This window comes from Bordetella tumulicola (genome assembly GCF_054779135.1).
In genome coordinates this window covers 899,478-915,516 of sequence record NZ_BAAGYU010000006.1, presented here as the reverse complement: position 1 = coordinate 915,516, position 16,039 = coordinate 899,478, and the positions used below count along the sequence as shown (strand labels likewise).

The window sequence follows — 16,039 nt, the reverse complement described above, 5'->3', positions numbered from 1 at the left end:
CATGGGTATCAAAGCTGACGATGTTGCGGTGATCGGTATGGCGGGCCGGTTTCCGGGGGCGAACAGTGTTTCCGGGTTCTGGAGCAATCTGTGCGCTGGGCAACAGAGTATTCGTCAACTCTCTGACGAGGAGCTGCGGCTCGCGGGGGTAGGCGACGAGGACATCGCGGATGCGTCGTACGTGAAGGCGGCCGCGCCGCTAGATGATGTCGACAAGTTCGATCCCGGCTTCTTCAAGATATCGCCGCGTGATGCGGAACTGATGGATCCACAGTTGCGGCTGCTGTTGCAGTGTGCGTGGGAAGCCCTGGAAGATGCGGGCTACGCCACACATAGTGCGCAAAATGTGGGCGTTTTTACGGGCGGTGGCGGGGTGACGACGGGTTATCTGTCGCACTTCATGAATCGCAATCCTGATTTTGACCACTTCACCGTCAGCCCTACCCACCTCGGCAACGACAAGGATTTTCTTTCCACCTATATTTCCTACAAGCTGAACCTGACCGGGCCCAGCATGACGGTGCAAACCGCATGCTCGACTTCGCTAGTGGCTTTGCACCAGGCGCGTTCGAGCTTGCTGTCTGGCGAATGCGACATGGCGCTGGCCGGTGGCGTCACCATACGCGTGCCTCATGCTCAGGGGTATTACTACAAGCCTGGGCACATTTTCTCGAAATCCGGCCGACTCAGCGCTTTTGACGCCGAGGCGGATGGCGTCGTGTTCGGTAGCGGTCTTGGCCTGGTGCTCGTCAAGCGGCTGGCCGACGCCGTGCGCGACGGCGATCATATTTATGCAGTGCTCAAGGGCTCGGCCATCGTCAACGATGGCAAGGGCAAGATGAGCTACGCGGCCAGCAGTGCCCGCGGGCAGATAGCTTGCGTCCGAGCCGCCCTCAAGACCGCCGGTATCGCCGCAGACGCCGTCGGGTTTGTGGAGTCGCACGGCACGGGTACCGCAATGGGCGATCCGGAAGAGGTCAAAGCGTTGTCGGCCGCCTTCAGGGAAGACACCGACAAGAAGTCCTACTGCGCGTTGGGCGCGGTTAAATCCAATATTGGTCACTTGGAAGCGGCCGCCGGCATTACCGGCTTTATCAAGGCGGTGCTGGCAGTCGAGACCGGGGTGATTCCGCCTACGGTGAACTATTCGACACCGAACCCGCGTATCCACTTCGAGAACACGCCGTTCTACATGAATCGCGAAGCCCAGACCTGGGGAGAGCGGCGTAAGCCGCGCGTGGCCTTGGTCAATAGCCTGGGCGTGGGCGGCACTAATGCCTTCGTGGTGCTGGCGTCCTATCGCCCGGCTCGGGTGGTGGCTCGCAAGGCCGCTAAGGGACCTTTTGTGGTTCCGCTCTCGGCGAGAGACGATAGTAGTTTGCGCGCTTATGCGCAGCGTTTGGCGGTATTCGTGTCGGCGTGGGATGACAGCCGCACCAGCGTCGATCTGCAGGACCTGGCGTATACCCTGCAAGTAGGCCGTGTGGCGATGCCTCGCCGCGTTGCCTTCGTGGTGGCCTCCATCGACGAACTGAATGGCGCGCTGGAGGCGTTCATCAACGGCACAGCGGTGGCTATGCCGGAGCATCCCGCCGGCCAGTTGGCGGCGCAATGGAGCGCGGGAGAGCAGGTGGATTGGTCTTCTATGCATGGGGGAACAAAGCCCAGGCGGATCAGCCTGCCCACCTATGTATTCGCTCGCGAGCGCTATTGGGCGGAGCTGGGGGCTGTGGCCACGCTGTCGACGACGCGGCCGCTGTCGCTTGAAAATACCTCGGACCTTCGGGAGCAGCGCTACAGCACGACCTTGACTGGAGACGAGTTTTTCCTCAAGGATCATTGTGTCTCGTTGCTACAGGGAGCCGACAGGGCGGTGGTGAAAGTCCTGCCCGGCGTCGCCTACCTGGAAGTGGCGCGTGCCGCCCTGCAGTTGGCGGCACCGGAGGACTATCAGGCCGGCATCGAACTACGCGACGTGGTGTGGCCGCAGCCGCTGAGCGTGGTTCAAGCCACGCCGCTGCATATTGCACTTGCTGAGCATGAGGTGGGCGAGGGTGCCCCGGCTGTTATCGACTTTGAGATTTATACCCAGGATGATACGGTGCACGGTCAGGGTCGTTGCCGTATCGGTGACGGCGCGCCAGTCGAGTCTATCGACATCGCGGCGCTGACCGCCTCCATGCGGGACGGTATCTGGACTGCCGACGCCATTTATGATGCATTCTCGCGCATGGGGCTGCACTATGGCCCCGGTCACCGTTCGCTGGCTTGCATTATGCGTGGCGAAGGGCAAGTGTTGGCGCGACTGGACCTGCCATCGGCCCTCGCCGGCAGTCTGGCCGATTACGGCCTGCATCCGGCCTTGATGGATGGTGCGTTCCAGGCGGCAACCACGTTGTTGTTCGATCTGGACGAACTGCCGTTGGCGCCGATCGTTCCGTTTGCGCTGCAAAGCTTGCGCACGCTCGCGCCATGCCAGGCGCAAATGCAGGTGTGGGCAAGGTTTGCGCCAGGTGGTCAGGTTGAGGGCGCGCATAGCCTGGATATCGATCTGTGCGATGTTGACGGCAATGTGTGCGTACAAATGCGTGGCTTCGTGCCACGGTCAACGGGGCACGATCGGCCCGGCGTCTTGTTCGCGACCCAGGTCTGGAACGATCGTCCGATAGCCCTGCAGGACCGAGCTCCCGGCGAGCCGCACGTGATGCTATGTGGGCTGCCCGGCATTCGCGCGCAAAGCCTGGCGACCGACGGCGTGACGCTGCAAGACGCCGAGACGCCGAGCAATAGCGCGGATCAGTATCGATTGTTGGCGCAGGCCTGCTTCGCGCGGGCTGCAGCGCTGATTCGCCAGCGGCCGCGGGCCTTGTGCGTGATCCAGCTGGTGTTGCCCAATACCGAAGAATACTTGGTGCATGCGGGTTTGGCCGGATTGTTCAAGAGCATTCATCTCGAGCATCCGCAGGTGACGGGGCAGGTGGTGTTTGTCGACCCCGCCATCGGCGAGGAAGCGCTGGCCGCGCTGTTGCTGCGTGAGCGCAGTCATGCGCACGATACCGTGGTCAGGTATGCGCAAGGTATGCGAACTGTCCAGGGGTGGCACATGCTCGACCCCACGTTGGGCACATCGGTGGCGCCGGCAGGGCTTTTCAAAGAGCACGGTATTTACCTACTGACTGGCGGGTTGGGCGGCCTGGGTGTGTTGTTCGCCAGGGAAATCCTGGCCCATGTGCCCAGCGCGCGGCTCGTTCTGACGGGCAGATCTGCGCCAGACGAAGTGGCCGCATCGCCGGAGAAGTCGGCATTGTTGGCTGGGTTGCAGGCGGCGGGTGCCGTCGAGTATCGCCAGCTGGATCTGGCCTCGCCCGAGCAGATCGATAGCCAATTCACGGCGATCCGAGAAGAATACCGGCAGATCAACGGCATCATCCATAGCGCGGGCATGACTGCCGATAGCTTTGTCTTGAAGAAATCCGACGAGGAGTTTGGCCGCGTGCTGGCGCCAAAAGTCCACGGTACACATTATCTGGACCAGGCAACGCAAGCGCTCGAACTGGATTTCTTTGTTCTGTTCTCATCGCTGAGCGCGGCGGTAGGCAATCTGGGCCAAGCCGATTATGCCGCGGCCAATGGCTTTCTGGATACGTTCGCGGCACAGCGCAACCGATTGGTCGCGCAAGGGCTGCGTCACGGTTTGACTCAGGCTATTCGCTGGCCCCTGTGGCGCGATGGCGGCATGCAGGTCGATGCAGCCGGGCGTGATGGCCTGTACGAAACCACCGGTATCCGGGCGATGGCGACGGCCACTGGCATGCAGATGTTTTACCGCAGCCTGGCGTCCGGTCTGGATCAGACGTTGGTCATGTCCGGCAATGTGACGATGATGCGGCAGACGTTGGGATGGTTTGGAACGGTAGCGAATGTCGTGGCGGGGGAAGGCACGTCCACTGTTGCCGCGCCCATGGAGGCGAGCCAGTCGCAGAGGGACGCCGTCGAAGATTTCTTGTGCGAGCAATTGGCATCCGTGCTGAAACTGCCGATCGACAAAGTGGATCCCGCGGCGCCGCTAGAGGACTATGGCGTCGACTCCATTCCGGCGCTGGATTTGACGCGCCAGTTGGAAAAAACCTTTGGTATTTTGCCCAAAACCCTGTTCTTCGAGTATCTGACAATACGCGATCTGGCGTCCTATTTTGTCAGGGAACATGGACAGGCGGTGGCGACGCTATCGCAAAAAGTCGATGGGCTTCGAGCTGACGTAGCCTTGCCGGCAGCGGGCACCGTCCAGATACAGGATGCTTCGGTGGTGCGCAGGGGCAATGCCAGCCTGCGACGCGGCCGCCGTGCGGCGGTTTCGGCCGTTCGTACCGAGACACGAGATAGCGCGCGGGTGGGCGAGCCCATCGCCATCGTGGGCTTGTCGGGACGGTATCCGGAATCCCGCGATCTGCAGGCGTTTTGGCGCAATTTGCGCGATGGTAAAGATTGCATCACCGAGGTACCCGCAACGCGTTGGGATTGGAGGGAATACTACAGCGCTGATCGCACGGCAGCGGGTAGTCACTACAGCAAGTGGGGCGGATTCATTGAGGGCGTGGACGAATTCGACGCGCGTTTTTTTAATATCTCGCCGGTCGAAGCGGAAATCCTGGATCCGCAGGAGCGCTTGTTCCTGCAATACGCCTGGATGGCGATAGAGGATGCCGGCTACACCCGGGCCGCGTTGCAGGGCGTGAACTGCAACAACACGCCGGGGGCGGTGGGCGTTTACGCCGGTGTCATGTACGGCGAATACCAGTTGCTGGGCGCCGAGGCCAGCCTGCAGGGACGGCGCACGGGTTTTGCCAGCAACCCCGCTAGCATCGCGAATCGGGTGTCCTACTTTTTGAACTTGCATGGGCCCAGCATGGTGGTCGACACCATGTGCTCGTCGTCGCTGACGGCGATCCACCTGGCTTGCCAGGATCTGCGGTTGGGCAACACCGCCCTGGGCATTGCTGGCGGCGTCAACGTAACGATACATCCCAACAAATACCTGATGCTCAGCGCTGGCCAGTTTTTGTCCGGTACCGGGCAGTGCCAGAGCTTTGGCGACGGGGGCGATGGATATATTCCCGGCGAAGGCGTGGGCGTTGTTCTGCTCAAGCGGCTGGCGGATGCCGAGCGTGACGGGAACCTGATCTATGGCGTCATCCGCGGCACCGCGCTGAGCCATGGTGGCAAAACCAATGGCTACACCGTGCCCAATCCGCAAGCCCAGGCTTTGGCGATCCGTCATGCGCTGGCCGACGCTGACGTGGATGCGCGGCATGTCAGTTATCTTGAAGCCCACGGCACCGGAACCAAGCTGGGTGATCCGATAGAAATCGCCGCACTCACCAAGGTGTTTCGTGAAAGCACGGCGGACCGCAGTTTCTGTCTGATTGGCTCGGCCAAGTCGAATATCGGACACGCCGAGGCGGCAGCGGGGATTGCCGGGCTGACCAAGGTGTTATTGCAGATGAAGCACGGAAAGATCGTGCCGTCGCTGCATTCCCGTCGCCTGAACCCGCACATCGATTTCGAGCAAACGCCTTTTACGGTGAACCAGACCCTGCGTCCTTGGGAACGACCGGTAGTTGACGGGCGAGAACTGCCGCGTATCGCAGGGATTTCGTCGTTTGGCGCGGGCGGCTCCAATGCGCATTTGGTCGTCCAGGAATATGTGGCCGCCGCCGATGCCGATGCCGATGCCGGTGTGGTCGGTCAGCATTTATTCCCGCTCTCGGCGCGCAGCGACGAACAACTGCGCCTGAAGGCACGCGATCTCATCGTCTTCCTGAATGACGCGCAGGCGGACGGCCCAGCCGACTTGGCGGCGATTGCCTACACATTGCAGGTCGGACGTGAAGCAATGGATGCGCGCTTGGTGGTGGTTGCCGATTCGGTATACATTCTGGTGGAAAAACTGCAGGCCTTTGTCGACGGCACATCTGTGGATGGCGTGGTGCAGGGCCAAGCGGTTCGTAAAAAAGATGCCTTGTCGCTGGTGACGCAGAATCTCGAGCTGCCGGCGATGCTGGACCGATGGATTGCCGGCGGGCAGTCTGTGCCGTTGGCCGAGCTGTGGGTGAAGGGTATCGAACTCGATTGGCAGCGTCTTCATGTCAGCCGGCCACGGTTTGTCAGCCTGCCAACCTATCCTTTTTTGCGCCAGCGTCATTGGATAGAGGTGGCGCGCACGCCTCTGGCCACCGATGCCGGGGCTCGCCTGCACCCGCTGGTGCATCACAACCAATCCGATCTCGAACAGCAATGCTACACCTCGCGCTTCGACGGCAACGAATTCTTTCTGGTGGGAGCGCCCGGCGAGCGGCGGCTGGGTGAGGCCGCTTGTCTGGAAATGGCGAGGGTCGCAGGCGAATTGGCCATGCCGGGGCGTGCCAAAGCGCACACCGTCGTGTTGCGCGACCTGGCGTGGGGGCAACCGGGCAAAGCCTTGGGCAGCGCGCCGTTGACGCTGGCTTTGTTCGATCACAAGGGCGACCAGGCGAGTGTCGAGTTGACCTGCGGTGCTGGTGACGCGCTAACGGTGCTGTGCCAAGGGCATATCCAGTTTCAGGCGCCGGCCGAGCCGGTGCGGCATGATCTGGCGGTGATTCGCTCGCGTGCTGGCGAGACCGTAGTGGAATTGGCGTTGCCAATCGCGCTGCAGGCGGGACACGAAGCCTATGTGTTGCATCCCGCCATATTGCAGCAGGCGTTGGAGGCCGCGGTAGGTGGGGATATTGATTTGCGGGTTTATGGGATGCGTTCGGTGCGCATTCTGCAGGCGACCGTCACGGCGAAATGCGCTTGGGTGCGGCGATCCATAGGCATGCCGGGGACGGTTGATATTGATATTTGTACGGCCCAGGGCGTGGTTTGTGTCGAACTGCGGGGTGTGCGGATGCGCGCGTCGACGGTGGGGAATGCGTTGCTGGCCCGGGAAGCTGCTGCGCCTGCGTCCACGGGGGCCCGAGGTTCGGCGCCCGATGTGACGGATGGGCCGATACCGGCGCAAGAGGCCAGTCAGCCGCTGGGAAAGGAGGTGCCCATCAGCCTGCGGCGTGTTATTGCCCTGGATGCGGCGATGAGTGTGGATGCGTCATCGTCTAGTGCGTTACTCAAGCCCCATCGCATCGCCCTGCAAGAGCCGGCGGCGGCGATTGCGCCATCGGCAGCAAGTGCGCACAAGCCAAGACTGAGTCTGGCAGCCACCCCGTTTGGTCTGGCCGAGCAGGTTGGCGGTGGCGTTGCGCTGGTCCGCCGGGGCAATGGGGTCTACACCATCAGCGTCGACACGCAGGACGGCGCAAACAGTATGTCGACCGAACTGATCGCAGATTTAGTGCAAGCGCTGCGCGCGGTCCAGGTCGAGGCGGACGTAAAGGTCGTGTTGCTTGAGGGTGGCGACGCCGTCTTCATGCAAGGTGCGGCACAAGCGCATCAACAGGCGCTGCAAGCCCGGTTATATGTTGCGCTAGCCGAGTTCCCCTATCCGTTGGTCGCCGTTGCACGCGGTGATGCGTTGGGCGCGGGATTCTTGATTGCCGCCTTGTGCGACGTCATGATTTGCGGCGAAACCGCTCAGTACGGCTTTGCTTTGCAAGGCCTGTATCCCTCGCAGGCAGTCGACTTTTTCACTCAGCGTTTTGGCCGGACACATGCTGAAGATTTTCTGTACCTGACGGAAATCGCCAGTGGTGCCGAGTTGCGTGCCAAGGGCTGGACTTGCGCCATTGTGCCCAATGCCGAGGTCGTCGCCCACGCCGAGAAGCTGGCGGTAGGTTTGGCGAGCAAATCAGCGTTGGCATTGCGCCTGCTCAAGCAGGAGCTCGGCCGTGGCCTGCTGGCGGCAGCACAATCCTTGCCCGACGTGGTCACGATGTCGGTCGGTGAACGGGGAGTCGAGGTTTTGCCCGAGGCGCCGGCGACGCTGGCGTTGGCGCAGCATCGCGACGGTGTGCTGCATGTGACGATACGTGCGCGGCAGCCGGACGCCGACGAATCCAGTCTGTTGGAAGGCTTGGTCGGCGTGTTCAGGCAAGTGATGGCATCCACCGCGTGGCGTGTTGTGATTCTCTCCAGCGAGTTGCCGGGCTTCTTGCCGGAATATCCCGCAAGCCGGCGCGCCGACGTCGCGCTGCAGTGGGTGCGTCTTTTTCAGAAATTTGATCGGCCTGTTATCGTCGGCTCGAATGACGGCCTCAATGGGGTGGCCACGCTGGCAGCGCTGTATGGCGCGGTTTGCGTTCAGGCCGGCCGTGTGGATCTGTGGGCACTGCAGGAGCCGGTGTTGGCGGCCTATGCCGCTGCGGCGTTGACGCAGCGGTTCGGCGACGATAGGGCGCAACGCATGCTGTTTACCGCCGATGCATCCATGCTGGATGAGGTGGCGGGTCACGCGGGAACCTGGCGCGTCGTTGACAGCCTGCACGTCGACGCCGACGTCGATCGTATCGCTGGCAAGGTGGCGGCGTTACCGCTGATCGAGCTGCAAGAATGGCGACGGCAGACGGCACAAATGCAGGATGATGCGTTGGCCGCGTTCAAGGAACTGCCTTGGGCCGGGGAGCGTGAGCCGGTCACATCGGATGCCGTTGGCGTAGCGGTAGCGCTCGAATCCAGTGTCGTGTCGGCGGTGGCGTACGCCGACGGGGTCCTGGAAGTACACATGGCCGACCGCGAGGCACGCAACATGTTTTCGCCGGCATTTACGGCAGGCATGCGTGCCGCCTTTGCCGAGGCGGAGCGAGGCCACTACAAGGTCGTGGTCCTGACGGGATACGACAACTACTTTGCCATGGGAGGCACGCCGGACACCTTGCGTGCGATACACGAAGGGTTGGAGAAATTTACCGACAATACGGTGTTCCAGTGGCCGCTGAGCTGCCCGGTTCCCGTGGTTGCCGCCATGCAGGGGCATGCTCTGGGCGCAGGCTGGGCGCTGGGCATGTTTGCCGACTTCGCGTTGTTCAGTGACGAGAGCCGTTATGGTAGTCCCTACATGGGCTACGGATTCACGCCGGGCGCTGGCGCGACCCTGGTCTTTCCGGCCAGGGTAGGCCACGACCTTGCGCGCTTGACCTTGCTGGGCGCCGAGTCGTATGCCGGCGGCGAGTTGTTGATGCGCGGCCTGTCCTATCCCGTGTTGGCGCGCCAGGATGTGTTGCCGTCGGCACTGGCGTTGGCACGGCGTATTGCCCGCAATCCGCGTGATCGCCTGATTGCGCTCAAGGCGCGTGGCGCCAGGCCGTTGCGCGATGCGCTGGACGGAACCTTCGAGCGCGAACTGGCCATGCACGAAGAGACCTTCGTCGGCCAGGCGGACACGATTGCGCGTATCGAGCACAGTTTGCCATCGGCAACGCCGTCCATGGCGCCAGCGGCGGCTCCGGTTGGAACAGCTGCCGTTGCGTCGAATGCCGACGCCATTGTCTACGGACTGCGCGAAATGTTGGCACATGAGCTTCGCATGCAGGAAAGCGATATCGATGTCGATGATCCGTTTGTAGACCTGGGGCTGGATTCGATTACCGGCGTGACCTGGATACGTGGCATCAACGATAAATACGGCACGGATATCGAGGCGATAAAGGTCTATAGCTACCCGACCTTGAACCAATTGGGCTTGTACGTGTTGGACCAAATGGGCGTGGTGGGTACGGACGGCGATGTCGTGCCCGACGTATTCCCGCGATCTACGCTGGATAGCGAGGCCGTCGAGGCGCCGAGTCTGGCAGGCGATGCCGATGCGGATGAACGAGTGCTTGTTTCATGGCGTACTCGGGCGTCGGGCAAAACCAGCCATTCCGATGCGGGCCCGATAGCGGTGGTCGGCATGGCCGGGCTGTTCGCGCAGTCAGGGAACCTGCGGGAATTCTGGCACAACATCGTTGAGGGTCGCGACTGCATATCGGAAGTGCCCAAGCATCGTTGGGATATCGATTTGTATTACCAGGAAGGCGCGACGGTGGCCGGCAAGACCTATAGCCGCTGGATGGGCACGCTGGCCGACTATGACCAGTTCGATGCCGCCTTCTTTAATATTTCGCCGCGCGAAGCGCGCAGCATGGACCCGCAGCAGCGTTTGTTCTTGCAGGAGTGCTGGCATGGCCTGGAGCATGCGGGCTACAACCCGCGCAGGCTCGCAGGCAGTCGCTGCGGGGTCTTCGTCGGTTGTTCCACCGGCGATTATCACCAGTTATCACGGCGCGAACAGCTCAGCGGGCAAGGGTTTACCGGCGCCGCGCCGTCCATTTTGGCCGCGCGTATCTCGTACCTGCTGGACTTGCATGGGCCCAGCCTGGCCATCGATACGGCCTGCTCGTCCTCGCTGGTGGCGATCGCCACCGCTTGCGACAGCCTGGCCTCGGGCGGCAGCGATATGGCATTGGCCGGTGGCGTCAATGTGATGGCCGGCCCCGCCATGCAAATCATGACCGCGCAGGTGGGCATGCTGTCGCCACAAGGGCGCTGCTATTCGTTCGATGCGCGCGCCGACGGTATTGTCAACGGCGAAGGCGTGGGCGTGGTCGTACTCAAGCGCCTGGCGGATGCGGAACGCGACGGCGATTGCATTTACGGCGTGGTCGAAGGTTGGGGCGTCAATCAGGACGGCAAGACCAATGGCATCACGGCGCCCAATGCCGATTCGCAAACCCGCTTGCAGCAGGATGTTTATGAACGGTTCGGCATTGATCCCGCGGATATCGGGCTGATAGAGGCCCACGGCACTGGCACGCCGTTGGGCGATCCGATAGAGGTCGCCGGCCTGAAGGCCTCGTTCGGCAAGTACACACGCAATACTGGATACTGCGCGCTCGGTTCGGTCAAGAGCAATATCGGCCACTGCCTGACCGCTGCGGGTGTATCGGGCTTCCTCAAGGCTGTACTGGCGCTCCAGCATGGCAAGCTGCCGCCCACTTTGCATTTCAGCAAACTCAATCAACACATTACGCTGGATGGTTCGCCGTTCTATATCAGCGACACCTTGCGTGATTGGCAGCGGGTGGGCTCGGCGCCGCGGCGGGCGGCGATAAACGCCTTGGGCTTTAGCGGCACGAATGCCCACGTTGTCGTGGCCGAGCATATCACTTCTGAAACACAGGCTGTATCGGCAGGGCCCGTGATCGTACCGCTGTCCGGCGCTTCCGAAGCGCAACTCGTGCGAACGGCGCGCGAACTGTTGGCGTTCGTGCGCGCGCCGGGCATGGAGCCGGGACATCTGGCGCGCATTGCCTATACCTTGCAGGTGGGACGCGAAGCGATGTCCGAAAGGGCGGCGCTGGTGGTGTCCAACCTGAGTGAGTTCGAACGCGTTCTGCAAGCCATCGTGTCGGGTTCCACCGTGGTGGCCGAGAAGTCGGCTGCCCACCTTTATCGAGGGCATGCGGGTGATGACGATGGTGTGATGCGTACGCTGTCCACGGACAGCGATTTCCAGGGCATGGTCACAAAATGGCTGGAACAGCGCGAACTGGCGCGCCTGGCAGAAATGTGGGTCAAGGGCCTGGCATTCGATTGGGGCGGCCTGTATGCCGGCCGCCGTCCGCGTCGTATCGGCCTACCGGGCTATCCGTTTGCCATGCAGCGATTCTGGATCGAAGCCGATGCGCCGTCTGCCGTGGCGTCTACGCCGAGCCAGGTCCCATGTAGTCCTGCGCGTCCCGCCGCCGCACGCAGTGGTGTTCAGGAGCCGCCTATGCACGCGACCACGCAGGCTGCCCCCGCTATTAGCGGTCCATCCCTGGTGCAGTTGCAGCAGGCGTTGCGTGCCAGCCTGGCAGAGGCGCTGTTCATGCAGCCGAGCGATATTGGACTGCAGAAGCCCTTTGCCGAGCTGGGTCTGGATTCGATTATTGGTGTCGAATGGGTCAAAGTGTTGAACAAGCAATACGGAACTGATATTGCTGCAGCGCGGATCTACGACTATCCCAATGTGGCCGAGATGGCCGTGCATTTGCAGGGTGAACTGGGCTCAATGACGCCGACTGTGGCTGCGGCGCAGGTGATCCCGCTAGCGCAACTTCAGCAGGAACTGCGCGTCAGTCTGGCTGAGGCCTTGTTCATGAAGATGGGCGACATTCGTGTCTCTCGGCCGTTCACCGAACTGGGGCTGGATTCGATCATTGGCGTTGAATGGGTGAAAGCACTGAACAAGCGATACGGCACGGACGTTGCCGCCGCGCGCATCTACGACTATCCGAATATTGAGGAGTTGGCGGTACATCTGCGTGATCAGATCGCCAGTGTCGCCCCGGTCGCTTGCGCACCACCGCATGCCGTGGCCGGAAACACGATTGAATGGGCACCCAAGCAGGGTGGCCGATTCGGCTCGCTGTATTTCACCGACAGTGGCGTCGAAGGCGTGTTTGAGGCGGACGGCGAGGTGTCGCTGCACTATCTGATCAGTCCAGAATCCAACGTTAGCCTGCGCGAGCACGTGGTGTTCGGCGAACATCTGTTGCCGACCGACGCCTATATCGAGCTGGTGTATTCGGCTTATCGCCGGTATTTCTCGGTTCAGGAGATACGGCTGAACAATATCGTCATTGTGAATCCCTTGGTCGGCGAGAAGGGCAGCCATACGCCGATCCGCCTGACGTTCCGCCGCAACGGCGATCAACTGCAGTTCTTCGTGCGTTCGGGCAGGCCTCAAGCGACGATGGCCGAGATACTGAACATGCAGGGGATGATAGAAATTGCCGTTGGCCAGCCGGCCCGCCTGCAGACAAATGACGGAATGTTCGACACCAGCCTGACGGCTACCGAGATCGCTACCAATACCGGCCAGTACTATGCACCACTGCAATCCCTGCGTTTTGGTGCTTCGTCCGCACAGGGCGAGATTCAGGTGGCGGACCATGGGTTCGGCTTCATGGCCAATCCTTTCGTTATCTATGGAGCACTGGGCACGGTCATTAATTACGGCGTGCATCTGGCCGCGCAGCGCTACGGTGCCAGCGACGACCAGTTTCTGCCGTACCGGATTGGCAAGCTGTCCGTGATGGGTTCGCTCGATGGTGCGTTGTACCGCAGCCACGCCGTACTTCGTAGTGGGGATCCCGATGCCTTTGAGTTCGATGTCGAGGTCGTCGATCAGCTCGGCAATCCAGTATTGACGTTAGCATCCGTCGTCCTGCGACGCGTGCCGCGCGCGAAACTGGCACCGCCACGGGGCGCTATCGCGGCGTCGCAACCGCCTGTGGCCCGTCCGGAATTTCCCGAGGCAGTGGCGGCCAATGGCGCGGCGCGATTCACTGAAAAGGTGGCCATCATCGGCATGTCCTGCCGGTACCCCATGAGCGAGAACGTCGATGCTCTGTGGGAGAATCTCAAGGCTGGCAAGGATTGCGTGGTCGAGGTGCCTACCGACCGCTGGGGCGCGGTCGACGGTTGGTTCTATCCAGAGCCGAATCACGAGCACACCACTTATTCCAAGTGGTCGGGTCTGGTCGATGGTATCGAGTATTTCGACGCCTTGTTCTTTGGTATTGCGCCGGCCGAAGCCGAGTTGATCGATCCCCTGCAACGGATCTTTCTCCAAGAGTGCTGGAAGACGATAGAAAGCGCGGGTCATGCCCCTAGCTCGCTGGCCAACCAGGCCTGCGGCGTCTATGTGGGTTGTGGCAGCGGCGATTATGTGCGCCTGCTTCATGCCGCAGGCCGGGATACGGCAGGGGCGGCCTTCATGGGTACCTCTACCGCCATTCTTGCTGCACGCATTTCGTATCACCTGAATCTGAAGGGTCCGGCTATCGCCATTGATACGGCATGCTCGTCATCCCTGGTTGCGGTGCACCTGGCGTGCGAAAGCATACGCAATGGCGAGAACACCATGGCCCTGGCGGGCGGTGTCAATCTGCTGACAACACCCATAGGCCATGTGCTGACTTCGCAGGTAGGCATGCTTTCGCGCGATGGCCGATGCGCACCGTTCGACGCATCGGCTGGCGGTATCGTGTTCTCCGAGGGCTGCGGCGTGGTTCTGCTGAAAGCCCTGTCTGCCGCGCAACGCGACAACGACGATATCCTGGGTGTCATAGAGGGATCGGGTATTAACCAGGACGGCAAGACCAATGGCATCACCGCGCCCAGTACCCGGGCGCAAACGGCCTTGCTGCGCCAGGTCTATGAGCGATTCGATATTGATCCGTCGCGCATCGGCTATGTGGAAGCCCATGGCACCGGCACGCCGCTGGGCGATCCCATTGAAGCCGACGCCCTGAAAGAGGTATTCGGCCGGGCAGGAGGTGAGCAGACCTGCGCGCTGGGATCGATCAAGAGCAACATAGGCCATAGCGGCTTTGCCGCGGGGATCGGCGGCATCATCAAGACGCTGTTGTGCCTACGCCATCGCAAACTGGTGCCGCTGGTGCATTTCAGCAAGGTTAATCCTCACATCGAACTGAGTGGTTCGCCGTTCTACGTCAATACCGAGTACCAGGACTGGTCCAACGCGGGGCCTCGCATGGCCTGCGTCAGTTCGTTCGGTTTCTCCGGCACCAACGCCCATGTGGTTATCAGCGAGCATGCTTCGTCCCTGAGCGATCAGCCGACGGTGCAAGAGGTCGCCGCAGGTGTGTTCGTGCCCTTGTCGGCGAAAACCGAAGAGCAGTTGCGGCAACAGGCACTGGAGTTGGCCGGTTTTCTGCGGCGCCGCCAGGAACAAGTGGATTTGCGTCGCATGGCTTATACGCTGCAGGTAGGGCGCGACGCCATGGATCATCGCCTGGCGGTGGTCGCCGACTCGATCGAAGCGCTGGCGTCCAAGTTGCATGCGTGGCTGGATGGAAAATCGGGCGCTGGTGTCTTCCACGGTTGTGCGGCGCAGGCCAATGATGCGCTGGCATCGCTAGCCAGTGACGAGGATATGCGGGCCCTCATTGATCACTGGGTGGCGCGCAAGAACCTGCTCAAGGTGGGCGAATTGTGGGTACGTGGTGTCGAACTTGATCTGGATCCACTGCATGCGGGCAGCAACCTGCGCCGCATGGCTTTGCCGACCTATCCTTTCGCTCGCGAACGTTGCTGGGTTACGCCACGTGCCGATGCGATGCCGCGTGCGGCAAAACAGGCGCAACTGCATCCGATGCTGCATCGAAATACCTCTGACCTAGCCAACCAGCGTTACGCCAGCGAGTTCATCGGCAATGAGTTCTTCGTGGGCGATCATCGCGTGCAGAACCGTCCAATGCTGCCAGCGGTGGCCTATCTGGAGATGGTGCGCGCGGCGCTGGAAGATGCCTTGCCCGACGCCGATAAGCCCGCGCAGGTGGCGTTGCGGCATGTCGTCTGGCTGCAGCCCATGGTGATGGACGCGCCGCGCCAACTGAGCGTGGAAGTCTTCGAAGAGGGCGACGGCGAACTGGGCTTCGAAGTCTATAGCCGGGACGTTGATGGCAGCGAAGTGCTGCATTGCCAGGGGCGTGGCATCGTGGATCGTTCGCAGTTGGCGCTCACTCTGAATCTGACCGACCTGCGCGATCAGATGCACCGAGGCATCCTGGATGGCGAGTCGCTTTATTCGCGTTTCGCCAATATGGGGCTGCAGTATGGGCCCGCATTTCGTGGTGTCCAGACCGTGCACCTGGGTGATGCGCAGTCGTTAGTCGAACTGCGCTTGCCCACCGCCGCACGTACCGGCGACGAATGTGTGCTGCCGCCCAGCCTGATGGACGGCGCGCTGCAGGGTTCCATTCCCTTGATCGCCGATGTGGGTGGGGACAATCCGACGCTGCCATTCGCGCTGGAATCGCTGCGGGTGTTTTCGCCATGTCCCGAGACCATGTTCGCCTGGGTCCGTCATTCGGCCGAGGCGGGCGCTGGTGCAGGCCTGGTCAAGGTTGACATCGATCTCTGCGCGGCGGATGGACGGGTTTGCGTGCAAATGCAGGGGTTCTCGTCGCGTCCGCTGGACATCAATGATGATTTCGACGAGTCGCATTACGCATCACTGATTGCAAGAATTGCGAGCGACGACATTTCGGTCGACGACGCTATCAAGCTAGGTTGA

Annotated in this window: 1 protein-coding gene; it reads left to right on the top strand. The window is 61.6% G+C overall.

All coding sequences use genetic code 11. The annotated features are described in order from the left end of the window. The first annotated feature begins 1 nt into the window (after position 1). Entirely contained in the window at positions 2 to 16,039 is a 16,038-nt protein-coding gene (locus tag ACYVDM_RS08030) for an SDR family NAD(P)-dependent oxidoreductase (RefSeq protein ID WP_415792031.1), read from the top strand.